At 57.7% G+C, this 25705-nt stretch carries 11 protein-coding genes; 7 read left to right on the plus strand and 4 right to left on the minus strand.

The window, feature by feature from the left end:
- Positions 1-41 precede the first annotated feature (41 nt).
- The 3 genes from QFZ60_RS15320 to QFZ60_RS15330 form a co-directional block, all read right to left on the minus strand.
- Entirely contained in the window at positions 42-5519 is a 5478-nt protein-coding gene (locus tag QFZ60_RS15320; protein ID WP_307091524.1) for a DUF3320 domain-containing protein, read from the minus strand.
- 169 nt (positions 5520-5688) lie between these two features.
- Entirely contained in the window at positions 5689-8094 is a 2406-nt protein-coding gene (locus QFZ60_RS15325; RefSeq protein ID WP_307091526.1) for a UvrD-helicase domain-containing protein, read from the minus strand.
- Positions 8095-8617: 523 nt separating this feature from the next.
- Positions 8618-9211: a uracil-DNA glycosylase family protein gene (locus QFZ60_RS15330; protein ID WP_307091528.1), complete on the minus strand. Its 594-nt coding sequence runs from the start codon at positions 9209-9211 to the stop codon at positions 8618-8620.
- A 1246-nt stretch (positions 9212-10457) separates the two neighbouring features.
- Here QFZ60_RS15330 and QFZ60_RS15335 point away from each other — a divergent pair.
- Positions 10458-10883: a hypothetical protein gene (locus QFZ60_RS15335; protein ID WP_307091529.1), complete on the plus strand. Its 426-nt coding sequence runs from the start codon at positions 10458-10460 to the stop codon at positions 10881-10883.
- A gap of 223 nt (positions 10884-11106) precedes the next feature.
- Here QFZ60_RS15335 and QFZ60_RS15340 read toward each other — a convergent pair whose 3' ends face one another.
- The gene (locus QFZ60_RS15340) at positions 11107-11325 is read right to left on the minus strand and encodes a hypothetical protein (protein ID WP_307091531.1); all 219 of its coding nucleotides are present in this window, start codon (positions 11323-11325) and stop codon (positions 11107-11109) included.
- Between the two features lie 2316 nt (positions 11326-13641).
- Between QFZ60_RS15340 and QFZ60_RS15345 the strand changes: the two genes are divergently transcribed.
- The 6 genes from QFZ60_RS15345 (at position 13642) to brxD (ending at position 25704) form a co-directional block, all read left to right on the plus strand.
- Positions 13642-13959: a hypothetical protein gene (locus QFZ60_RS15345; protein ID WP_307091533.1), complete on the plus strand. Its 318-nt coding sequence runs from the start codon at positions 13642-13644 to the stop codon at positions 13957-13959.
- A 166-nt stretch (positions 13960-14125) separates the two neighbouring features.
- Entirely contained in the window at positions 14126-14599 is a 474-nt protein-coding gene (locus tag QFZ60_RS15350; protein WP_307091535.1) for a nuclease-related domain-containing protein, read from the plus strand.
- The gene (pglX, locus tag QFZ60_RS15355) at positions 14527-17916 is read left to right on the plus strand and encodes a BREX-2 system adenine-specific DNA-methyltransferase PglX (protein ID WP_307093338.1); all 3390 of its coding nucleotides are present in this window, start codon (positions 14527-14529) and stop codon (positions 17914-17916) included. Before QFZ60_RS15350 ends, pglX begins: the two co-directional genes overlap by 73 nt.
- Positions 17913-21683 carry a hypothetical protein gene (locus QFZ60_RS15360; RefSeq protein ID WP_307091536.1) on the plus strand — a complete coding sequence of 1257 codons (3771 nt, stop codon included), beginning with the start codon at positions 17913-17915 and terminating at the stop codon, positions 21681-21683. Before pglX ends, QFZ60_RS15360 begins: the two co-directional genes overlap by 4 nt.
- Positions 21680-24370, plus strand: a complete 2691-nt coding sequence (gene pglZ / locus QFZ60_RS15365; protein ID WP_307091539.1) for a BREX-2 system phosphatase PglZ — start codon at positions 21680-21682, stop codon at positions 24368-24370. The genes QFZ60_RS15360 and pglZ overlap by 4 nt, the downstream gene beginning before the upstream one ends.
- Entirely contained in the window at positions 24370-25704 is a 1335-nt protein-coding gene (brxD, locus tag QFZ60_RS15370) for a BREX system ATP-binding protein BrxD (protein WP_307093340.1), read from the plus strand. Before pglZ ends, brxD begins: the two co-directional genes overlap by 1 nt.
- The last annotated feature ends 1 nt before the right edge of the window (position 25705 follow it).

Below are 25705 nucleotides of genomic sequence, written 5' to 3' on the forward strand. Positions count from 1 at the left end.
CGGCAGGATCACGCCTTCCGGGCGCTTCTCATCTCCACCCCTTATTGCGCGGTTTCGTAGGACCCGTCAGACCTGCGCAGGCAGTATCCCTTCTTGACAGCCCTCCGGAGGCTTCGCTGCAGTGCATTTTGAATATCAACGCCGCGTCGCGCCCACCCAAAGATATTTCGGACGGCAACCAGAAGTTCCTCCTCTGTGATGACTATTGAGTCAGCAACAACGAGGCGTACTGCCTCATCGAACTCTTCCGGCGGAATCGCGCCCGCTTTACGCATGTCACTTTGTCCGGTAGGGCGTCGGACGTTCACCGCGTTTGCGCCATCGACGCGGATGAACCCTTCCTTATCGAGCTTCACCTTCATGCCGCTGACTTTGGCGAGCGATAGGGCTCTTTCGATGTTGACCTTGGCACGCGGACCGATGGCCCCGGCTCCCCAGTGCTCCCGTAACCGTGTGTGAAAGGTATCGACGTGAAGGGGCGCCTCAACGCTCACAACATGACCGGCGTATTGAATGAGGTCCGTAAGCGCGTCGCCATCCCCCGGTTGGTACCAGTAGCGATGGGCAGGCTTGGATGCGGAGGTGTAAGGGACCGTCCAAGCGGGCGGGGCAGACAGGTCTATCTCCTCATACTCCATCAATCCTGCGCCCTCTGCTGGCTGAGCAATGGCAGGAACCGCATTCCTTCCTGCAACGGCATCCTCAAGTGCCTGCTTAAGCGCGACTTCTTGAGTGGATCGATCTCTGTACCAGCTGAGGCCCCAGATGCGGTAGATATCCCAGCCCAGGCCCCGCAGTACGGATTCCCTCAGCCGGTCTCGGTCACGAGCGCTCTTAGCGGAATGATAGGCCGCGCCGTCACATTCAATCCCGAGCATGAAACTTCCTGGCTTGTTGGGGTGACGAACTCCTATATCGATTCTGTATCCGGCGGCTCCGACTTGAGACACGGCATCGTATTCCCAGGACCGAATTACGCGAATGACTTCCTCTTCAAAGGGGCTCTCGGCGTCCCCCACAGACCCTGAAATATCCGAAGCCAAGGCGGCCCGGCCCCGAGCGGCGAAGTCCAGATAGTTCTTCAGATGACGGTTTCCCGCCGACGCACCGTCAGTCATGTCTCCGGCATGGAATGAGCTAACTACTTCCACCCGACGACGTGCCCTAGTGATCGCAACATTCAGCCGTCGTTCGCCGCCTTTCCGGGTGAGCGGACCGAAGTTCATTGCCAGCTTGCCCGCTTCGTCCGGCCCGTAGCCGATGCTGAAGATGATGATGTCTCGCTCATCGCCCTGAACGGACTCGAGATTTTTCACAAAGAACCCGTGGAGTCGGTCATGGTCCTCCATGAGGCCCATCAATATGGGCTCTATTTCTGCGCGACGTTCGATGGCTTCTGAAACCGCCTCGGCCTGTTGGCTTGAGAAAGTTACGACCCCGAGTGAAAGGTCCGGGTTGATTCGGCGATGTTCGAGAACGCGATCCACGACACGTTCCGCCTCGATCGGATTCTTGCTCCCCGCACCGCGCTGATAGACGCCCTGAACGAATTCATAATGTACACCGAGGTCATCAGCTTCCTGGGTTGCGCCCGGGAAAGTGTTGAGTTTTCCTTCGTAGATCCGGTAGTTCGAATAGGTAATGAGATCTTCGTGCAGGCTGCGGTAATGCCACGAAAGCGGGAGGGACACCATAGCCCCAGACGCTTTACAGAGGTCCAACACGCTGTCGAAGTTGTCCGGTTCGTCTTCGTCGTCTGTTTCGACATCTGCAGCCGAAAAGAATGACGTGGGCGGCAGCTGTCGCTGGTCCCCCGCGACGATGAGCTGTTTACCCCTGTAAATGCAATTGACTGAGTCTGCGGGCATAACCTGGGAGGCTTCATCAAAGATGACGACATCGAAGACGAATCCTGCCGGAAGATATTGCGATACAGAAAGGGGGCTCATCATGAAGCAGGGTTTCAGCCCTTGAACCACTGATCCAGTTTCTTCCAGCAATCGCCTGATGGGTTTGTGACGAGACTTTTTGTTGGCTTCATGGGCAATAATCGCCGCCGGCCCAGCCATGCTTCGTGGACGTCGGGCAACGCAGGCGGTTACGACGTCGGCATGGGCGTTGCCAACAAGGTTTGAATCAAGATCCTGGAACTGTTTCAGCAGGCTTTCCCGGCCCGACGCTCGGTGTTCGGAGAGCCTGTCATCGCCCTCAATGATGCTTTCCGCCCAAGGCTCCAGTGCTGCCCGTTCAACGGAAGGCATCACGAGGTTAGCCGACGCATGGCAATCTCGCAGTGCTATCAGTGTCTCTGAAACTCCCGCGTCACAAAGTGCAGAAAAAAGCTTCTTGTATTCAAACCACACATCGACATCAGCAGCCACGTTAGAGCCCAGTCTGGAAAGGAGCTCCTCTGCGCCTTCAAGGTCCTCGTCCAGTTCGGCCGCGAGTTCGACCGAGCGCTCCGGATCGAAGAAGGCGAGCAGCTTGTCGCTGGCCATCAGCCACGTGGAATGGCCACCAGCCAAGTCAAGGTCGGTACCGTCATATTCTTCAACGTACCGGACATCATCTTCATCGATTCGTCCTCCAATGACCTTACGTAAAGCTTCGACCCAGGCGTAGTCGGCGCGCATCGCTGCCCAATCGGTCTTCCTTGGACGGTATCTTTTGCCCAAAACCTCCGAGTCCTCCGGCGACCGTTGTGAGGTTTTCTCGTCCATTTCTACCAAGTCATTGATGTGCCGGAGAGCAGTAGTTGCCGCTAGTGGAGTCGCCGTGTCGCCGAGCATCTCGGAAAGCCGATCTCGCAGGAGCCCCGCGGTCGAGAAATTCTCCTGGGCAGCCTTGAGAGTTCCCAGAATGTGCGTCAGTGGCAGATCACCGACCTGTTCATGGAAAACGGGGCCGAATAGTGCGTGTGTATCAACCCCGAAGCGCTCCACCATGCTGGCGACGTCTTTCGCTAGGGGGATCAGCTCTTCGTCCGGCGCGCTGGCTTTGCTGAGCTGCCGGGCCAGAGCGGAGGTTGCTATGTCATCCCCAGCCAGTTTCAAAGCTGTTCTGGCAACCTCAAGAGCCTGGGCCACTCTCGTGAAATCAGTTGCTGTACCTCGGTAGTAACTGCCAAGCCGCGGCCCGTACTCGAGTTCGTTGGCAGCGAGATTCTCCTGCGCTGTCTGCCAGGCAATCGCATCGCCAAGCATCCCAATGATCTCTTTGTTGACTACTCCGGCGACGGTCGCCTCACGAAGTGTCTTCTTGTCAGTGCGGGCTTGTTTACTCCATGCTTTCAATCCACGGTGCTGTAGCTCAAAGCGTGCTTTGAGGCCCTTCAGGTCAAGGGCAAGAATCTCGGGATTGAATGTCGACTCCAGCGCGATCTGACGCTCCCGCACGATTGCAGCCAGTTCCCCGAGGACACGGGTGCTTTCCTCCAAAGCCCCCTGAATGCTCGGGTTGATCCAGCTTGGTTCCGGGAGGCTACCCTCTTGGCTGAGCTCCGCCAGGGACGAAAGGGCACGGCATTTGTTGAGCGTCAGGGCTTGCGGTTCAACATCGAAGAGCACGCCCAGTTGATTGGCCTTGCCGAATAGAGACTCGATCAGTGAGGCAGTTGCAGTAGTTGCCAGCTCGATACCGTCGAGCTGGCCGAACGGAAACTGGTTGAGGGGGCGGCTGAAAATGGCCGGATCGCGTTCAAGGAATGTTGCAAGCGGAGCAGTAAGGGCTTTGTCGTCCTTGTCCCAGCGGTCATCACATAGCCCGCTGATCTGAGACTCCTTGGCCTTGTACTCAGTGTCGTCAGCCTGAAGCTTTTCAATCCTGCGAAGGACATCAGGGAATTTAGGATCGGAATACCAGTGTTGTGGCGTCTTCCTTTTCTTACTTAGAAGGGCGGAAAGCTCTGTTCGAGAGCGGATGCCTGCAGTGTCTAGGGCAACAGGCCAGAATGGCATTTGCGCATCAAAGAGCCTGACGGTCCGCAGGAGGCGGTCACTCGCCAGTGCCATAGAATCAACGCACTTCTCAATTTCCTTAACCTGTGCCTGGGTAAAACCAGATCCGGCTAGACCTCGCCAGGCAAAGGATTCGCCCTCAGCCGCTGGGCGCCAAACCTTCGAAAGGGACGTTGCGCTGAGCAGGATGTCAGCAAGAGTGTCGGCGGAAAGCGAGCCGAGTTTGCTGGGATCACCAGCAGGGTACTCGCCGACATCTGTCAGCTGCGCCAAGCGTCCCAAGACGTCGAAAAGGCTCCGCCCCAATGGGCTTCGGACCTCATTCATGGCGTCAGCGTGGTCGCTTAACCGAGTCCGGCTCTTAGAGAGTTGAGAGCGGTCCGTTTCTGAGAAGGCGCTCTTGGCTATGGGCCGTCTGGTGAGCTCAGCGTGCAGTGTCTGGACCACCTGCTTACGGGTTGCCTTGTGGCTGTGCAACTCAAGCAGGAACGGATCCAATTGCCTGCTCGTCAGCCGGTCGCGCACCACATCCAAGGCGGCCGCCTTTTCGCTGACGAATAGCACCGTTTTCCCTGTAGCGATGAGCTCAGCGATGATGTTGGCGATGGTTTGGCTCTTGCCAGTGCCTGGAGGCCCGTCCATGATAAAGCTCCGGCCATCTCTCGCCGCGAGAATGCACTTTCTTTGGCTTCCATCGGCGTCAAGGATGCTGTGAAGCCTTTCCGGCGGCAGGCTGGAGTCCAGGTCTTCGTCGGAAACAGGGTCAAAGGAGAAAGCTTCCGAGTTCGGCGCCTCCGGCCCCAGGGCCATGAGTTGAATCATGCCATTGGCTGAGATTTTGGCTTCGTTTTGCTCAAGGTCACGATACATGGCTTCCTTGTGGAAGCTGAAGATGGACATGACTACCCGCTCGTCAACAGTCCATTCTGTGTAGTGCGCGATAGCCTTCCGCACACCGGGAAGCACCGTCGCGACGTTCAGGTCGTCTATGTCGAACTCCGGGAGGTCCAGTCCGAAGTCCCTGCTCAGCTTGAGGCCGAGCGCCGTATTCAGCGACGGCTCATCTTCCGTTCGCCTCAGCACATACTGTTTCCCCTCCTTGGCTAGACGGACGGGCACCAGCAGCAACGGACTGGAGATTTTCTTTCCGTCAGCAGGATCTATCCAATTGAGCATGCCGTGGCCTAGATAAAGGGTCCATACGCCCCGGTCTGCATACTCTTGTTCCGAGCGTTGGTGCAACCGCTTTGAGGTGCTCAAGATCTGGGCAGCCGTTTTACCTGCGACGCGTAGGGTTCGGGAACCTTTTGTCGGAAGCCTTAGGGACAGTGCGGACTCGCCCGCCTCCTCGTCGGCCGGTTCGCTGCTCACGAGCATGACGTCGCCGTCACCTACCAACGCTTCTACACCGGCGCAACCAGGTTCAACAATTTCAAAAGTTCCGCTCTTGGGGTGCTGAAAATAAACCAGCCTCTGACGCCTGTCGATCGACAACAGGTCGTCCCGCCACCGTTGCATCTGCAACGTGAGCTTCTTGTCCAAGACACCACTGCCTGTCGACACGGATTCTCCTACCTTTCCGCCCCATGCGGAAAATTGCTGCATCTCACTCAACGTTCCGGCCGTATCGGGCCGATTGTTCAATGAAGGATATCTGTCCGGTTGGTCTGCTGAGTTTCCAGCCCAAAAGTACGACAGCCGTCGCAATTTTGAATCAAGTTCTGCGCAGTATTCATTTTTCCGAGGCCATGCGGGCCAGCTCCTCCACGACAGCCGGAATTAACTTGGCAGGCACGTTATCAATCAGCTGGGACGAGAAGAACTTGGCCCAATGTGCAGCCATCGCCTGCTGCATCCCATCCAGTCGGGCCATCTCGCTCCCGGCAGTACCTTCAGTGATGGCTTCGCCCCCGAAGGACGCTATATCTTCCTCGGGGCTGACGACGTCGGACGTGTTGTCTGCCAACGTACTGACGGGTTCGGCATCGGTGACAGCGGAATCGGCTCCTAAGTCTGCATCAACCAAAATCATCGCGTCTGCCTCTGACAGTTGTCCTGTCTGTTCACCGTCCTGCGAGACCCCGGGCTCCGCTTTGTCCGGGCCGCCAAGAATCTCGGGCAGGGACCCGAGAGGATAAATCACATCGAGATGAGTAGTAGTCCTCGTCAAAGCGATGTACAGCATACGTTCGCCGTGCGGCATCGCCAGAATTCCCGCCGGATCAACCACTAGGACGGCGTCAAACTCGAGCCCCTTGGCATCTTCGGGAGTGACAAGATTGATGGCAGTGGATAGCTCACCTTGGGTTGATTCGCTCCACTGCAGATCGTCATTACGGAATGCGGCTCTGAGCTCGGGCCATAAGTGGGTCGGGGCGATCACTCCAACAAATCGGCCTCGTCCGCTATGGGTAAATACTGACCGGGATACGTCGTGGGCCAGTTCCTCACGGCTGACCCCAAGGAAACGCGGCTCGTATTCAACGTCCCTCAAAATACGGGGTGGAGTTATAGAAGGTGCGGCTGACTTGAGCACTGGCAGGGCGACGTCAAAAACCTGCCTCGGGACCCGGTAGCCGTGCTCAAGCTCCACAACGTGCGAGCCGGTGCTGTCAGCGGTACCCGAACTGAGAATCTGCACGACGTCGTCCCAGGAGTCCCGCGAGTACGGTCCCGTCGATTGAGCGATGTCACCCACGACGGTCATTGACCCGTTCTTGGACCGTCTGCGGATAGCGCGGAGCTGCATCTTGGAGAGATCCTGTGCTTCGTCCACCACAATGTGTCCGTACGTGCGAGGTGACTCGCGCATCAGCACCTGCGCCTCATCAAGCAAGGCAAGGTCAGCGAAGGTCCAAGGCTCATCACCCACTTTGTCTGATTGCTGGCGGTACAGCAGCTCTATCTCTTCCAGGGTCAAGTGCCCATATGCGGCGCGCTTGAGCCGTTCCTTCGAACCCAGGAGATCCCGAAGAAATTGCTGAGGGGTGATCTGCGGCCAGATCTTTTCGACCTCCGCCTCCAGAGCTCTTACATCGAGAAATTGTTCCGGGGCCACCTGACGGATATTGCCCAGCAGCGGCGCGCACAGCTCGACGAGCCGCTGCCTAAAGCGACGGCGGCCGTCCGCGAACGTCTCGAACTGCATGCTGCTCAAGACCTCAGCGACCGATTTCGCAGGGATGGAAACAGTAAGGACCGTATTTCGCCGCTGAATTCGCACGTCCGCGGCCGGAACCCGGATGCGCTGCTTGAGCCCGCTTTTCAAAACCTGGCTCATGCGTGCCGAGCCTTTAATTTTCGCTGCGTCAGTGGAGTCCTCCCCACTCACCCGAACGTCGCTCGACAGGAGATTCTGTAGTGCCTGCTGGACTACGTCGTCGTCTCCAAGATCCGGTAGAACCCTTCGTATGTACTTCGTAAAGGTCGGATTGGGCCCGATGACCAAAACGTCCTCAGGTGGCAAATCATCCTGATAATTGAAGAGGAGCCAAGAGACACGGTGAAGTGCCACGGCAGTTTTTCCGGTGCCAGGTCCGCCCTGTATGACGAGGAGCTGATCCGGGTCAGCACGCACAAGCCTGTCTTGAGCGGCCTGGATTGTCTTGACGATATCCGTCATCTCTGAGCCGCGCTTACGGCTCAGAGCCTGTAGTAAGGCATCACCCGTGTAACTGTGTTCGTCGAGCTCATCTACAGCCTCGGCCAAGGCCTTGTAGATGAAGTCTTCAAAGTCAATAATTTTGTTCGCTGGTGCATTGAAGACACGTTTGCTGCGAAGCCCCATAGGATCCTGAGCAGAAGCCTGATTAGCCACAGCGGCGGCCGGAGCCTGCCAATTGACCACGAGAAGATTCTTCTCGTCGTCAAAGATGGCGACCTTCCCGATATACAGCTTGTCGCCGTCTTCATAGTCGATCCGGGAGAGCGCAACGGGGTCATCGGGAGAGGCAACCCTGCGTTTTTCCATCGCATGTTTATAGGCGCGGCGCTCAACGGCTGTACCAGCAGAGGCAGTAGCTAGGGACCAGGCCGCCGCCTGGTTGTCGCGGTGATGTTTCGCTTGGTCGAAATAGGACTGCTCCCGTTGAACCTCACCCGCTTTAGAGAGAGATCCGACGCCGGCGTCTACACCCACTATTGCCCCCAGTTTTATGGCCACCCCGGGCCGTGCTATCTCAGTTGTAACAATGTAGCTGGCACCACAGACATTTCTAGAACGCCATGGTGACGAAACTGGATGGCCGAAGGGGACTTTCCCCACGTTACGGGTGCATAACTCCCCCAGTCTCACTGGCCCCATCACCCATCGCGGGCGCAGATGCGGCGGATATCGGGGTTCACCATCCGGGGCGTCGAAACTGCCCGTTGGGGAAGTCCGACGGCGGACGGCCAGGAAGGCTTCCGTCTTTGGTACGTGCGCGTGGCCGGCTCAGCTGGTGAAATCGTTGGCGCAGCTGGGGACCAGTCTGCTGCGGCGTTCACTTGCTGCAGCTACATCGACTTCACTGGCCATGCGGAGATCCTGGCGCAGCTAGATCATGTGACGAGGGCTGGAGGAAGCGCCCGGTGATGGAGGTCCCGTCCATGCGATCCCCCGCGCGAAGATGTTCCCCGTCCGAGACGCTGACTGACGTTGTGAAATCGACCAACTGTATGGGCTAAGTCTCGTTCCACAGTCTCTTCAATTGAGCGAGGGTTACGTCTCGGAGCGGAACGCGCGCTGAGTAGTGGGGCATAACAAAACAGCGTGCCCCTCCTATCTCCAGGCCGCCAAGTAGCCCGATTCCTTCAAATGTTCCAAAAAGGACTTGAGCGGTTTTCTTGAAAACGAATATGACGAGCGGCGAAGCATGTGTCCTTAAGTTCCTATCCAGTTCTTGGGCGCCAAATTCCAGTTCCGCAAGTTTGAGACTTTGAGCGTTTCGACTAGGGCGCTTTACCAGATCGGTGAAGCCAATGCCTTGAGAAAGTGCCAAATCGTCGTCGTAAAGACCGGGCACATCTTTGTGCTGCCTGGACTCCAAGACACCGGCGTCATGTAACATCCTAAACATACGCCTGCCAGCCAGCCCCTGGTAATAGTGCCCCACACGAACGCTGGCGTCAGTGGGATTAATTCCTACGAGGATTGCTCGCGGATTCTGCGGCCACAGGTCCGACAAAGTCAGATACTCGGCCCCCATCCAAAGTTCTTTCTTTTGGTGTCCGATAAGCCTTGTCTCTTCCCGTTGTTCCTGGGCAGGCATGTTCATTCAGCAATTATCAGGCGACACCAGGCTTTTCGTAAGCGCGACTCCAGCTCCCGACAAGTTGCCCTGACCAATGTGGACCCGTGCACCTGGCTGGTATTGGCAATATTCCGCGGGTGTTGACCGAGGAGTTGTTATCGCTTCCTGCGGGAATATACCTGTTAGGTTACCTAGCAACAGTTGATTTGATTGCTAGTCAAGGACTTCTATGCACGTTGTGAAGGGCCCAGCTTGGGGTGGGGGTCTCGACGGTCGTTATCCCGGACGGTACCCCTTGTCTGTCGAGCGCCACGTTCTTAGGTCGGTTGGCGAGCTGTTGCCTGGGGTGACAACCGTGACAAGGAATGCGCGCTACTACAGCCTGCACTCCTATACAGCGCTTCAGGCCAAAGCACGCGGAATGACTGCGTCTGAATCACTCGAGTTCCTTCGCCGATCGGAAACGCTAATTGCAGCGATTTCCATACTCCACGAGGGGCAACATGCGTGGCTCCCCCGACCGCATGGAGCGGATTATTTGGAAAGCAGAATCAAGGACGGGCTGAACCTCGGACAGCTCTCCCGGCCAGGCGCGTACGCCGGCCGCTCCATTGGCTATAGAGGTCAGTATCAAGCGTCCGAAATGCTTCTGGGGCTGCTACCGACTGGCAACAGCCAGGTCACGGCGTTCGATACAAGCCGATTGGACGACGGATTTCGTGGCCTTTACGAGCTGACGCGGGAGGAACACGTAAGTGAAGAGCAGTTGCGAACGAACTGCCACCTCTGCGTTTGTGGCTCACGAACCGAATCTGATGGGGCCGTGCTTCGGGAGTTGCTGCTGGCCCAGGGATCGCAACCGGAGACCGATCATGACAAGCGACGACAAACGGTACGGATGGTACTCCGCCTAATACAACTTGGGTCACCGACCAGCATCAACACCGAGCTCGTTGATTCGCTTAATTACTCCCCCGTCGTCCATCATGACGAACTGCTTTTACAACTGGATGCCGTACAAGCTTGGCAAGGGGTAACGCTTCGAAACCGTTCCGTCAGTGCGTGGAGGGCCCTTTGGGCCGGCCTCGTAGAGGCAGTACCAGGGCTTTGCCATCGATCCCAGTTCCCAGCCCCGTTGGTAGATGTTCTCCCTAACGTCTCAGTTGGTGGATACGTTCGCTCGTTTCCTCCGGTGTGGACCCCTGACGGAACAGCTCACCCCGCTGAGCTGGAGCAGCCCGCTGCATGTGAATCCGACATGGAAGCATTCATGGCAACGATTCTTCTCGGGTCACTCCGGCTTGCGGGGATCCCCGACCATGTCAAACCCTATTTCGAGTCAAAAAACGACTCGCTTCAGGAGATGTCGCCAACTTGGTTATTGGACCGAGTTCACGAGTGGGACGGACGACCGCTGAAGGATTTTGCGCGCCATATCGTCGAGCTACTCCTGCGCAGGGCGAACAGGCTCTCACTGAGAAAAGCTAGGTTCGACGCCTCAACGGGATCGATCAAGATTCCAACCCGGATATTTTTTCGGGACGATCTGGTGTTCAAGGACTCGAATGAAGGTGGCGGCAGCGTGTCGCTTCGCTTGGCTCCACTTGTGCACATTCTCTCCGGCATCGATTTGCTCGTCCGAGACGAAAATGAACAATGGCAAATCACCGATCGAGGAGCCGAGGCACTTGCCTAGCGATTTTCAACAGATTCCTAACCCATTCCCGATGCTTCTGGAGGAGGAACGAACCAAGCAAGTCCAGGCAAGGGAAGCTCTCTTCCTGACGTTCAACGTTGATCTTGCGTTCTTCGAAGCCCAAGTCCTCGGTACCTGTCTTGCAACGGGTGCGCGCGCTTCCATCATCGCCGACGGAAACGTCTGGGCTCCTGATCCGCGTGCCGTGCGACATGCTGGACGCTCATACAACGTTGGCCTTGTCACCGGACGCGCCGCGTTTCACCCTAAGGTGGTTATTCTTGCGGGCGAGGAGAGGGTCCAGGTAGCCATCGGTTCCGGCAACCTGACGTTGGGTGGATGGCAATATAACGATGAGGTCTGGATCCAGTTCGCCGGTGACAAGACGTCCTATCCGACGATATTCCATGACATAGCTGAATGGCTTCGCGGTTTTGCCCATTTTCGATGGCTCGACGCCGATTCCAGCGATTCAGTTCGCAGAACATGTGCGCTTGTACGAAGGCTCATTGAGCAGAGCGAGGCTGTTGACACCGGGCACACCTTCATTACTTCCGCCGAGGACGCAATTCTAGGCAGTCTTCCTTCGGAACCAGTAACAGAACTTCGCTTATGCGCGCCATTCCTGGACGGCTCAATGGCTGCGACATCAAGGTTAATCGAAAGGTTGCGACCCCAAAAAGCATCTCTGCTCCTCCAACCAGGGCTGACGGTCTTCGACCCAGTCGAAGTGCAAGAGTGCGCCGACAAATTTGGAATTCAAATCGAAGCGCAAGAATCGGATCGGAAGAACAAATACCGTCACGGAAAGGTGATCTGGTGGAAAGCTAACGGTACTTCGCACGCGTTGGTCGGCAGTCCTAACTTTTCGGGGGCTGCGCTCTTAAGAGCTTGGTCATCCGGCGGGAACTATGAGACTGCGGTTGTGGGACCTGCTTCCGTCCTCACCGTTCCGGAGGGACGGCCCGTCGATGCTTCGAGCATAAGTCCAGCAAATACGGGAACTGCGTATCCATCACTACGCCCAGGACCGTCAATCAGGTCGGCCCGTATCGTTGATGGTGACTTGACGATCACACTCTCAAGCCCAGCGTCGATGCTTTTAGAATTGGAAGCTTCTGAGTTTAGAGACCCTCCAGAACAATGGAGTCTACTCGGATCGTTTCAAGAGGGGCAGACTGAAGTCCGGACCGCCTGTGCAGTGAGCGCTGTTAGTAGGGTCCGACTGTCCTGGCGTGAGGCAGAGATCAAACACGTCGGACCGATCATGTTCGTAATGGACCCACTCAGGATCAGCGCTTCACCCAGAACCCCGTCGAGCGCAAAGTCGTACAAATCGCCCACGCCAAGTGAGCTATGGCAAGATGCCGGCCGCGCTCTCGAGTCCTTGGACAAAGACTTCGCGGTTCTTCGGGAAATATCACTCCGCGCTACCGGTCCGAGGGCATTGGCGGTTGGAGAAGGCGCGCAGCCTATGCAGAGGCCTGTCCCCTCTCAGGCGAATGTGAACGTCGAAAGCCCGTGGCTATGGGATCTCGAAGCGGCAACTAGGATTCAAGGCCCGCTCTTGACTGCCTTCGTGTTGGGTTTACCTCCTGCTGCCCCCATCTCGAGTAATGAGGTGGTAGCACCACCCCGATGGGCTGACGTCCTAGTGGACGACAACGAGGCGGTCCTCGACGACGAACGCGATGATGCGGTGGCAAGTGTCATACCAGACGTTACTGATGCGCAGGCGGGTGCCCCGAACCATTCCAAATCTCCAGAATCAGATCGACGCCGACGTAGAAAACGATGCGCCCAGTGGGTCGCAAGTCTAGATAATCAGCCCCCCTTCGTTCAGCTTGCCATGCTTCGCATCGTCACGAGTTTCTATAGCGCCGGCAATTGGGATCGATCCGATGTAGAACCTCTGCGGCTGATGAGTACTCTCATCCGCCATCTGGCCAACGAACAGATTCCGGACGAATTGCAGGCCCCCGTTTCCAACATGACGCTTGTAAGTTGCGCAATAATACGGGGCGCAACCGACCTCCGAACCACAGGCGAGGCAACGGTGATATAGAAGCATTCTGGAGAGTGCGGCGACTCAGCTTGGGCACTTCGATGAAGACTTGGCTACGGAATACTGCCGATCATTGGTGGGTCATGATTCTCAGACACTGCGTCTTGACCATGTGCAGCATTTGATCAAGAGTGATCTGGCCGGTGATGAGTTCAAGGATGCTCGTGCGGCCGCAGAGCAAGCCGGGTGGGAGTTCCTAAGCCAGGGTGGAACCAGGGTGTTTGTACACGGCAGATTCTCGAATGCGGAGCTGGCTGCCATCACAGTCGTCGGTTGGATCGATCGGGACGATTCCCCTCCGGTCTGGGCAATTAACCCGAATGGCGGCTGGTGTATGTGTATCTGGGAGCGACCCAACCTCATCATCGCGGACGGCAAGGGACCTAGGCCGATCTGGAAGCATTTCCGGCTCGCCTCCCATATGTCACCCGCTGCTTTTGCCAATCAGCGGAGGTCTGACGACTCGTACTCCAGCGGCAAGCAGCGAGTAAGTCGACCTTGGCTGCCATTTCCCGAGGCTCAACAAGCACTAGAGCGATGGAGTTTGGCTGGGCCGGCCCCATTGATGGAGAGTCCTCAGCCGTCTCCACGGATGCCGTGAAGCGTTCGCCAAGCTTCCGCCCCGTTTCCTGTTACTTCTGCAAGTCGCACTTCATGGCAGAATTGAAGCCCGCGGGACGAAAAGGAAGCACCTTGGACGAGAACACGTTTGACCTTTTTCTAGAGGCAGACCAGGCAACATCGCAGGTACTAGAGGACTTGCCTATCCGTGAGCGTCAGGTGCAACAGCTCCGAGAAGCGTTCACCGCAGCCGGCATCGATTCCATGGACGACCGCCGTGCGATCATCGAAAGCTGCACAATTCGCCAGGTCGACTCCATAGGGGACCTTCTCGCAAGGGACGTACGGCCGATCCTCCGCCGCATCGAAGAGCGCAGTCTCCCGGCTAAACAGATATCGGGCTCGGCATGGGACAACCGTGAAGAGGACACCTGGATCGACAAGCTCTAGCCGAAATCATTCTGTGGCACCGGACGGTCCCAGTAACACGGCGTCGTTGCCTGCTACCAGTCAAAGATTCGCTAGTATCAAAGCAGCTTCAAGTATCGGAGCCGCCTCCTATCCACCGTCATATGGGACAAAGTAGTCGGCTTGGTAGTGCTCCAGGGGGTAAACATTGGATCCGGATTCCAACCATTGGTTTGAACTCGGCGATGCAGCGACCCCTGCAGAGCGTCAGGCTTTGGAAAAGTTTCAGGCGCTCCTGCCCAACGATTCAGTCACGTACGCGTGGTCGAACCTGACGTTCATCGACGCCAGCGGCCGCACCAATGAAGTGGATGTCCTGCTGCTTACGGGGCAAGGCCTCTTCATCGTCGAGCTCAAGGGCTGGCACGGAACGCTGACTGGAGACCAGCAGAGCTGGACTCTGACCAGTTCGACTGGCAGCAGCAGCGTGCGCCCGAATCCGTACATATTGACGGACAGCAAAGCCAAGCGTTTGGCGGGCCTCTTGAAACTGAAGGCCCCCAATACGGCCGCACGGCACGCACTTTCGATGACTGGGTCGAGGGAGAGATCTCCCAGGCCGCGGTCGCCTGGATTATCGCCAGCGTCTTCATCCGCTTTTGTGAAGACAACGCCCTCCTGAGTGATCTCTGGATTGCGGGGCCAGACGATCGCACCCAACGGGCCTCTGAGGCCGAAATGGCCCACTACGCGAAACGACCCACCGACAATGCCCGCGACTGGCTGAAGACAGCTTTCGGCGCCCTCGCGGACTTGCCCGCAGGTCGGGCGCTTCTTGACCAAAGGCACAACCTGGTGTGGCGTGCTCCCGTCAGCGCCGAGTCAGCCAGCTCCCTGCTGAAGTTCTGGCGACAAACCGACGACGCCGGCGCGCTTCTGCACGATTTCACCGACCCCGACTACGGAACCCGGTTCCTCGGAGACCTTTACCAGGACCTATCCGATTACGCCAAGAAGACCTTCGCGCTGCTTCAGACACCTGACTTCATCGAAGAATTCATTCTCGACCAGACCCTGACTCCAGCCATCCACGAGTTCGGCATCGCTGGATTGAAATTGATTGACCCAACCTGCGGAAGCGGCCACTTCCTCCTGGGGGCTTTTGAACGGCTTCACCGCGAATGGGAAACCGACAGCCCCGGCCTTTCCAGACGCCAAAGAGTGCAAAACGCTCTGGATTCTATCCACGGTGTTGATTTGAACCCGTTCGCGGTGGCCATCGCAAGATTCAGGCTCACTGTGGCTGCCCTACGCGCATGCGGAGAGTCATCTCTGGTCACGGCACCGGCGTTCTCGTACCACTTGGCCGTTGGAGACTCGCTTCTCGGCGAGCAGGGCCGTCAAGGGGACCTTTTTGAAGACCGGGAAGGTGTGTATTCCTATACTTCAGAGGACATAGGAGATTACAAAGGAATTCTGGAGCCCGGCACCTACCATGTCGTCGTTGGAAATCCGCCATACATCACCGTCAAGGACAAAGCCCTGAACGAGTGGTACCGCGAGGCCTACGACACATGCGCGGGCAAATACGCTCTCTCGGTTCCATTCATGGAGCTCTTCTTCCGCCTGGCAGTTAGAGGTTCGGCTGACATCGCGGCCGGCCACGTCGGGCAGATCACGTCGAATTCCTTTATGAAGCGGGAGTTCGGCAAGAAGCTCATTCAGGATCTGCTTTCTGGTAAGACCGTCACCAATCCAGTCGATCTCACGCACATCATCGACACATCGGGTGCATACATCCCTGGCCATGGCACGCCAACGGTAATTCTGGTGGGACGAAGGCGAAGGCCTGTGGAGGCGACGCTGCGCGCGGTCTTGGGAGTTCGGGGAGAGCCCGGCCAGCCCAGCGATCCAGCCAAGGGCTTGGTTTGGAGCGAGATTCAGAGTTACCTTGATCAAGAATCCTTCAACGGCAAGTTCGTCACCGTGGCGTCCCCTTCTCGGGAGGACTTTGCAGTCCATCCTTGGTCTCTATCAGGAGGCGGTGCCGCCGGTCTTAAGGAACGGATCGAGACAAATGCAAGATCCTCGCTCGGATCTGTGGCGACCGAAATCGGTATTGTTGCAGTGCTAGGCGAAGAAGAGGCTTTTGAAGTTCCCACATGGATCCGCGAGGAAACGAAGCAGGTTGTAGAAGGCGAACTCGTCCGAGACTTTGGGCTTCGTTCAAAGCCACGCTTCTGGCCTTACACTTCAAATCTCGAAATATCCCCAGATGCGCATAAGTCTCATTGGATGTGGCGCACTCGTCGGACAGTCTCCGGCTATCTGATGTTTGGAAAGACGCGCGAGGAACGGGACTTGGAATGGTTTGAGTACGGGATGCTTGCAAAATCCAAAGTCAAAGTCCCATTATCGATATCTTTCGCGTTCGTGGCGACACACAATCACTTCGTTCTAGACCGTGGTGGAAAGGTCTTCAAGCAGTCGGCGCCGGTGATTAAGCTACCCGCCGACGCCACGGAGGAGCAGCACCTGGGCTTGTTGGCCGTTCTCAATTCGTCCCTAGCTTGCTTCTGGCTGAAGCAAGTTTGTCATAACAAGGGAAATGGCGGCATCGGAGGGGGAATTGGAGACGAAGACTGGGAACCCCGGTACGAGTTCACGAGCACTAAGCTCCAAGACTTCCCGCTGCCCGTAGGACCCCCCACCGAACGCGGACGGATTCTAGATATATTGGCATCCCATCTGAGTGCCCTTTCGGCTCATGCAACAGTGAGGAATTACGCCAACGATCGTTCAGGAAAGTCATTGCACGCCATGCTGGCTACTGCCCGTGGAGGTTGGCACTCAACGCGTGGCCGCATGATTTTCGAACAAGAAGAACTCGATTGGGAGACGTACAGCGCTTATGGTCTCGTGGAAGACCTGACGCACAAAGGTTCCAAGATGGAGGTCGGTCTAGTGTTGGGCACCAGAGCCTTCGAACTGTTGCTGGCCCAGAGGCAGGCTGATGGGATCGAGGAAACAGCTTGGTTTGCGCGTCACGACACGACTCCTCAGACCTCAATCCCGGCAGGCTGGCCTGAAGACTACAAGGATTTGGTACAGCGTCGTTTACAGACGATTGAAAACAATCCAGAGATTCAACTGCTGGAACGCCCCGAGTTTAAGCGCCGTTGGGCGACTCAACCATGGGACGTTCAGCAGCAAAGGGCTCTTCGTGAACTCATCCTGGATCGGCTCGAGAACCCTGCCCTATGGACGGACGCTCAAGGCGTATGCAGCAAGTCCGTGGCCCAACTGGCCGATGCTGTACGCCACGATGCAATCCTTGTCGAGGCACTGCAAGTTCTGGCTGGATCTGCGCACGTTGAGCTGGTGCCGGCGTTGACGTCGCTTCTGTCGGACGAATCCGTGCCGTTCCTCGCACAGCTCCGGTACAAGGAATCAGGCCTGACCAAGTATCGCGGCTGGCAGGCTGTTTGGGATCTGCAACGGCGCGAAGACTGCGGGGAAAATGTCGACATCCCGGTCCCGCCGAAGTACAAACCTGTCGACTTCCAGAAGACCAGCTACTGGCAAGCACGGGGCAAGTTGGATGTCCCTAAGGAGCGGTTCATCTCCTATCCTGGACTCCTACGCAGTGGCGACACCACCCCCGTTTTCGGTTGGGCAGGCTGGGATCACGCGACTGCCGCCTTGGCGTTGGCGCGGGCTACTGCCGAGCTTGACGCCGAAGGCGCCACGCCTGAACAACTGACACCGCTGCTGGCAGGCCTCGACGAGCTCGAACCCTGGGTAATCCAGTGGCATTCCGAAATTGACCCGGCCATCGGCTCCAGCCCTGCAGCAGCCATCACAGGGATGCTGGACGGTTATCTTTCGCGGTTGGCGCTGACGCGAACTGACCTTATCAATTGGCGACCCGCTGCATCCGCCGGGCGTGGCCGCGGTCGTACTAGCGCAAGTGTCGAGGATACGGAGGCCCTTGTATGAACCCGAATATCAGGCTGCTGAAAGACGTCATTGATATTCCCGAGCACGTAGACGCAGCGGACTTCGTTCTTCAACTTCACAGTGGCGTGGAAGCCGCCGAGAAAACCCTAGGTGAATACGTCGTCACCGACTCGTTGGCCAAGTCCTTCGACGAGGCCTTGGGACTTGTCGAGCGATCCGTTGAGAACGGGCGCAGTAATGGTGCGTTTGTCCACGGTTCATTCGGTGCCGGTAAGAGCCACTTCATGGCCGTCCTGCACCTCTTGCTTGCAGGAAACCTCCACGCCCGGCAGCTGACAAATCTCCAGTCGAGCGTTGCCGCGCACGAGGGACTCTTGTCGAAAAAACTCCTGGCGGTCGACTATCACCTGCTCGGCGCGGAAAGTTTCGAAAGCGCCTTGTTCCGGGGCTACCTGGACCAGACGCGAAAACTGCACCCCGATGCAGCAGCGGCCGTTCTGCACCGCAGTGACGAGCTGTTTAGAGATGCTGCAAACATGCGGAAGGAACTCCAAGACGAGGCCTTCTTCCGTATCCTCAACGGGGATTCGCAAAGTAGCGGTTGGGGTGATCTCACAACCAGCTGGAATGGAGACAGATTCGACGAAGCTCTGCTGGAGCCAGTCGGCAGCTCGGAACGAGACCAACTGGCGCGAGCGCTAACCGCCACGCTCTACCGAAGCTACGAGAACACCGGCCAATGGCTCGATATCTCCAGTGGGCTCCGAGCGATGACCGACCATGCGCATGGCCTAGGTTACGACGGCGTTGTTCTGTTCCTGGATGAACTCGTCCTTTGGCTGGCCCAGCACCTGGGCAACAACGACTTTATCCAGTCGGAAACGTCCAAAGTGGCCAAGCTCGTTGAAACAGGTACCGGCTCTCTCAGCATTCCACTGATCTCTTTTGTGGCGAGGCAGCGAGATCTGAAAGACTTCCTCGGGAGTACCGCCATTGGCGCCGAACGTGAAGCCATTGGTCAGAGCTTTTCGTGGTGGGAAGACCGATTTGAGGCTATAACACTAAAGGCCGCAGACCTCCCCCGCATCGTCAACCAAAGACTCCTCCAGCCCACTTCCACTGAAGGGTCCCGTGCCCTCGCCCAAGCTACGGCCAGTGTCAAAGCCAATCCCGGAGCCATGCGCCACCTGCTCTCCGATGAGGCTGGCTCAAGTGCCGTGGACTTCGAACTGGTTTACCCGTTTTCCCCAGCGCTCATAGACGCCCTGGTCGCGCTGTCCTCGCTCCTTCAACGCGAGCGGACGGCGCTGAAAGTGATGGGTGAGCTGCTCAGCTCTGGACGCCAACAGCTGCTGGTCACAGACGTTATCCCCGTCGGCGACCTGTTCGAGGCTGTCGTGTTGAGCGACAAAAAGCCTCTCAGCTCGGATATCGAGAAACTCTTTCGAATCGCTGCCGACTTCTACCTCAACAAGCTGCGACCCTACCTGCTGTCGAAACACGGGATTAGCGAAGCTGATGCCTTGGCGCTGCCTCGAACTCACGCATTCGTTGCCGAAGACCGGCTGGCCAAAACACTCCTGGTGGCCGAGATCGTCCCGGGTACGCCGTCGTTGCAGAACCTCACAGCGGCAAAACTGGCAGCATTGAACTACGGCACTATCAAAAGCTTCATTCCCGGCCAGGAAGCATTTGCCGTGCTGGAAAAGGTCCGGGACTGGTCCGGGGAGTTCGGCGAAATCAGTATCTCCGGCTCCTCCTCGGACCCGATTTTGAGCGTCAGCCTCTCGGGGGTCGACTATGACTCCATCGTAGAGAGAGTCCAGAACGAGGACACCGAAGGCGCGCGGCAGTCGGTTCTACGCAACCTGGTCAGTGAATTCCTAGGCCTCCCAGCGGCGGTGGGGTTGATGTCGACGCGCGAGTTCACTCACGTGTGGCGAGGAACCAAACGGGTTGTTGACGTTATTTTCGGGAACATCCGTGACGCATCGTCTCTCCCGGACGATGCTCTCCGCGCTGAGGGCGACAGATGGAAGGTGGTCATAGACGTCCCCTTTGACTCCGGCAACCACAGTGCGCAAGAAGACCTGAACCGCCTTGCACAATTGCGGGATGCCGGCCTTGAATCACGAACCATTGCCTGGGTTCCGCATTTCCTCTCCGCGGCCCGTCTCAACGACGTCGGCCGGCTGGTCCTTCTCGAGCACCTCCTCAAAGGATCTGGAGAGCAATTCGAGGCGAACGCCAGCAACCTGCCCGTCTCTGACCGGCCGATTGCAAAACGCCAGCTTGAAAGCCAGCGCTCCAACATCAAGGAGCGCCTCAAGGGCGCGCTTCTTCAGGCCTACGGAATTGATACCGCCACTGCCGACGATGTGGACGCGGTCATCGCCGGCGACTCAGTCCTCACAAGTCTCCTGCCCGGCCTTCAGCTTCAACCACCGGTGGCAGCTGATCTGAGGGCCGGTCTCACCTCTGCCTTGGCGAAAGCGCTGACTTACCTCTATCCCAAACACCCGCTGTTTGAGCCCAGCGAAACGGAAATTAGAAAGGCCGAGCTTTCCGCTGTTGCCTCCCTAGTTGAAGAATGTGTATCCAAGGGCGGCCGGCTGGACGGAATAGAAAGGTCCAAGGCAGCGACACTTCGCCGCATTGCTATCCCCCTCCAGCTGGGTGAGCCACGAGAGACCGTATTTTCCCTTAATTCGTCGAACTTTGGGTGGATGGAGAACTTCACCAAGTGGGCTTCCGCCGAAGCACTCGACGTCAAGGTACCCACCCTTCGGGCGCATCTGGAGGACTACGGGGTATCCGCCGAGGTGGGTGATCTGCTAATCCTCGCTTGGACCCTGCTCGAAGACCGGCAATGGTGCCGCGCTCAAGCGCCACTATCTGCAACTCCAACGGTTGGTGGCATCACACCCGATATGTCACTCAGAACACCAGAGCTCCCTTCTGCGGATGATTGGACGGTTGCAAACCACCGCGCAGCGACGGTGTTTGGTATTCCAGCAGAACCCCGTCTGAGCGCACAAGGTGTCAGCAGACTGGCACGGCTGGTTCGGCAGGCCGCATCGGTGGCCCAGACGTCAGCTCACCAGCTTGTCCAAGAACTTCAACGGCACGCCGTGGTTCTAGGGCTTAACAGTGAGATGCATGAGGCGACCGGCAACGGCAACCGACTCAAAACAGCTACAGAGGCTTCAAGTTTGACAGCTGCACTGGCTAGCGAAGTGAACGACACTTCGCTGCTAAGGGCCCTAGCAATTGCCGACATTCCAGCCGAACCTCAGGCGTTAGGCAAGTCTATTGCTAGTGCACCAGCCGTTGTTTCCACCCTCCGCAACGCGGAGTGGAAGGTTCTAAACCAGCTCACAGCACGATCAGAATCCGAATGGATCCAGGTGCTGGACTCACTCCAGACAGCCGCGACCGCTGACGAACTCCATTCACCGCTCGCTCCCGCAATCGCTGCTGCCAAAGAGGCCGCACTCAGCATCCTCATGCGCCAGCCTCCACTACCTCCGGCAACTCCGCATGAAAGGGTCGAAACCCCGACCGCGGGCGGCGAAGCTGCACCCGGGGACCTGCCAAGCAGGACACAAGAACCTCAATCAGTTGCAGCGAACCCAGCTGATCAAGGTAACCAGCCCACTGAAAAAGAGACCTTGGCTACGGTTAACGCCGTCGATCTCATCCTGAACGGCCATTCAGTGGACCTAAGCCAATTCGAGATGCAGCTCAAGCGCGCGATGGTTGATAACCCGGGAAAGGCTGTTCACGTGAAGTGGTGGATCGAGTGACCACTTCGGAAGTTGGCTCACCGCTTAGGATAGCGTCACCGCAGATTATCGGGGAATACGCGCAGCGGATAGCGCAGTCCCCCGAAGCTGGCCGGATTATGCTCTTGGCCGCCCGGCCCATCTGGAACGGTCCGCCATCGATCGCTGCTCAGGGTATAACGGTATGGGTCAGGACGGCCGTGTCGCAGCTTGCCGCTCTGGAGGCGGTCACCGACCTTCTTGCTGGCGATCTCCTGATCATTTTGACTGACGTTCCGGAGGAGGAGCTAGGTGATGCCGTCACCATTCCGTCCCGTGGCCAGCGGGTCAACTTCTTAGACGAGTGGTCGACCATTCCTGAGCTCTTTAGTGCTGTGAGCTATGACCCACAGCTACGGGAATACGGCAATTGGCTCCCGCAGAGCCTTATCGCGCACCGCCCACCAGGAGGCTGGCCGAAAGCACCTTCTGGCATTGTTACTGCGGATCTGGCGATGAGCGGTCTTCTCACGTCTGCACTGGGGATGAGCGTCAACGACTCGATCGACGAAGCACACCTTCTGGTGGCATTGGATGTTCCAGAAATCCGAACCCGATGGGCCGGGGCCAGCCCGGAGCTTCGAACCGCCCTTATTACTTGGGTGGGCCGAAGCTTCGGTGAGGCCGCTAGGCTCGCCCTGGCAGCCTCATCCGCGAGCAAGATTTCGGTCCTGGCCTTCGGAGTCGGGCTGGACGTGTTGTGGCCGGATTCCTCCGATGCGAGAACCCCAGCCACCGAACAAATAGCCGCGAGGACCCGAGCCGAACGCTATTTTGGCAGCGCGCCGATTAGTCCTAGGGAAGCGCGTGCACTTGCGTCTGCTTCCAGGCAAACGTTGCTGCGAATGAGCCTCGCAGGTGACTCTTTGGTCCCTGCTGTTATGCAACAAGCTGAAACGTGGCTCGCGGACATCGGCTGGGCTGAAGGCGCGTCCAGGTCAGACCTCTTGCCTGCAGGATTTGCTGCACGTGCCGGGCAGCTGGCCGAGGCTCTCATGGGTGTGGACCTGGCCTCCGTCGATCTGCCGCGGATCGAAGGCGTACTTAATGATCTCTTGGATCATCAGCTTGCAGCAGGTCCGTCGGGGGAAGCCGCGGCAGCCCGAATGGTGGTCAGGCTTGTCCGTTGGCTAGCTTCGGAGGAATCAGCTCCACAGTCGTTGAGCGATTGCGTTTCCCTCCACATGGCTGACGGCAGCTGGGTGGACCGCGCAGCGGCCACCGTCTGGACTGGATCAAACTTCGAGTCCAATGCTGCTGCCTATGCCCGTGTCCTGAAGATGGTTCAGGTGCGACGAACTCTGCGTGATCGGCAGTTTGCCAAAAAAATCTCGGAAGAGCTCGCAGGTCCGCCTGTCGACACTGTGCCTGGAACGGAGGACATCCTGCCTCACGTTGTGAGGCCCCTTACCAGCGTGGCTGGTTGTCTGCTGATAGTCCTGGATGGCATGAGTGCAGCTACGGCAAACTCAATTGTCGAAGATGTAGTCAATAGCGGATGGCAGGAACTTGTGGAAGATCTCGAGGGATCAGGTCATTCCCGCCGTGGTGTTCTCTCTGCAATTCCATCCCTAACGACCTTCTCCAGAACGTCCTTATTTGCTGGTCATCTTGCAGCAGGCCAACAAGCCGACGAGAAGCGCTCTTTCGGAGCGCCCTTGTTTCATAAAGACGATCTTCGCGCCCCGGCCGGTGCCCGATTGCCCGGCGACCTAGTTGCGGGCCTCAACGACCCTCGAAAGCCGCTCCTCGGCGTCGTTCTCAACACGATAGACGACGCCCTTGCCAAGCACGATCCTGGTGGAACCATTTGGACGCTTAACAACATCCAGCACCTGGCGGACCTGCTTCAGGCCGCCGCATTGGCTGGCCGGACTCTCATCTTGACGTCCGATCACGGGCATGTCGTCGAACGTGGATCTGAACACCGGCCGGTGGCGGGGGCCGCCGGCCGGTGGCGCCCGACTAGCTCGGGCCCAGCGGCACCTGACGAGGTGGAACTGTCAGGAAGACGAGTCCTGGCACCAGGCGGCTCTGCAGTAGTGCCAGTTGTTGAGAACCTCAGATATTCGCAGAAGCAAGCTGGGTACCACGGGGGCTGCACGTTGGCGGAGATGATAGTGCCGGTCATCGTTCTCAACAGGGCTGGCGCGCTGGCGCCCAAAAGGTGGCGAGTTGCGCCACCTCAAACGCCTGGCTGGTGGAACGACCCGGTACGCGTCCAGCCCGCAGATAATGTTCAGACCCGGCCGAGGGCCACAAGGAAGGCGAAGTCAACAGAACCACGCCAAGAACAGCCTCTCTTCCAGTTCGGTCCGGAACCAGTTACGGAACCTGCGGCTGCTGTTGCAGTTTCATGGGTTCCGGAACTGATGCAGAGCAGGATGTATCAGGATCAACGAACCCGTGCTGGACGGCGAGCGCTCTCGGATTCCCGCGTAGACGAACTTCTGACTGTGCTTGCGCAACACGGCGGGCGGGTCCACAGGGATTCTCTTGCAAGGGCGGGTGGTGTGTCTGTGGCGGAACTGACCAGTGAATTGGCCGCGCTGAGACGCCTTCTGAACGTAGAGGGCTACCAAGTCCTGACTCAGGACAGCGATGGTGTAACAGTCGTCCTAGATATTGGCCTGCTGACTGAACAATTCAGTCTCGGAGCGGTCCGATGATGGAAATTAGTCCCCGCAGACGCCGTGAAGTTATCGACGCTCTGCGTAGGGGAACAGTACCGCAGCAAGGCCTTGATGTTCTGGCAGTGGGCCTGGACAATTTCGAGCCAGCCATTTCCCAAGAACTCGAATCCGTTGCTAGGGGCGGTGCAGTTTTCAAAGCGGTCCGCGGCGAATACGGATCCGGTAAGACCTTCTTCGCCCGTTGGCTCGTGGAGGCAGCCAAGAAGCGTGGCTTCGCTACTGCCGAGATACAAGTTTCAGAGACGGAAACGCCCCTACACCGGCTGGAGACGGTGTATCGTCGCGTAACTGAGAATCTTGCGACTTCCGAGTTCGCGCCCAGCGCACTACGAGAAATCGTTGACGGGTGGTTCTACGCCCTCGAGCAGGACGTCATTGCGGCAGGTTCAGCTTCCCGTGAAGATCCTGACGCCTTTGACGCTGCTGTAGTGGCTCTCATGGAACGCCGCTTGGAGGGGGTAACACGCACGGCGCCTGCCTTCTCGGCAGTGCTCCGCGGCTATCGTGAGGCCCTTCTAGATGCTGACGTCGGTCAGGCGGAGGGACTCCTTGCGTGGCTGGGAGGCCAGCCTCATGTGGCGGCCTCGATCCGGCGAGCGGCAGGTATTAGAGGCGAGCTTGACCATTTTGGCGCTCTTGGCTCGCTGCAGGGGCTGCTCACAATCCTCCGGGACAGCGAGTACAAGGGTCTTGTCGTCGTTCTGGATGAGGTCGAAACGCTCCAACGGGTCCGCTCGGACGTTCGCGAGAAGTCGTTGAATGCACTTCGACAGTTGGTTGACGAAGTGGACGCCGGGCGCTTTCCTGGCCTTTACATTTTGATTACTGGAACACCAGCCTTCTATGACGGTTCTCAAGGGATGCAGCGGCTTCAACCACTAGCCCAGCGTTTAGCCGTTGACTTCAGCACAGACAGCCGGTTCGACAACCCCCGCGCAGCCCAAATCAGACTTGCAGGGTTTAGCCACGAATCTCTGATGGAGTTGGGCTGTAGGGTGCGGGACATCTACGCTTCTGGCAGTGACACGTCGAATCGGATTGTGTCCATCGTGGATGACTCGTACGTTGGGGTACTAGCTCGTGCCATCTCTGGGGAGTTGGGAGGCCGTACCGGCGTCGCCCCAAGATTATTTGTCAAGAAACTCGTGGGCGATGTTCTGGACCGCGTGGATCAGTTTCCAGATTTCGATCCACGCAGAGATTATGCCCTAACTGTGGCAAATGGTGAGCTCAATGAATCAGAACGGGCTGCCTCAAAGATGGGCGAAGTCCGCGGGCGATCCGTGGATGATGTTGACCTCGATTTCTGAT

This window comes from Arthrobacter sp. B2I5 (genome assembly GCF_030816735.1).
Classification (GTDB): domain Bacteria; phylum Actinomycetota; class Actinomycetes; order Actinomycetales; family Micrococcaceae; genus Arthrobacter.

Bases quoted from the DNA above. Each gene is read 5' to 3' on its own strand.
- QFZ60_RS15330 (WP_307091528.1), bottom strand. From the start codon at position 9,211: ATGAACATGCCTGCCCAGGAACAACGGGAAGAGACAAGGCTTATCGGA.
- QFZ60_RS15335 (WP_307091529.1), top strand. From the start codon at position 10,458: ATGGCAACGATTCTTCTCGGGTCACTCCGGCTTGCGGGGATCCCCGAC.
- QFZ60_RS15340 (WP_307091531.1), bottom strand. From the start codon at position 11,325: ATGGGCAAAACCGCGAAGCCATTCAGCTATGTCATGGAATATCGTCGG.
- QFZ60_RS15360 (WP_307091536.1), top strand. From the start codon at position 17,913: ATGAACCCGAATATCAGGCTGCTGAAAGACGTCATTGATATTCCCGAG.
- brxD (WP_307093340.1), top strand. From the start codon at position 24,370: ATGGAAATTAGTCCCCGCAGACGCCGTGAAGTTATCGACGCTCTGCGT.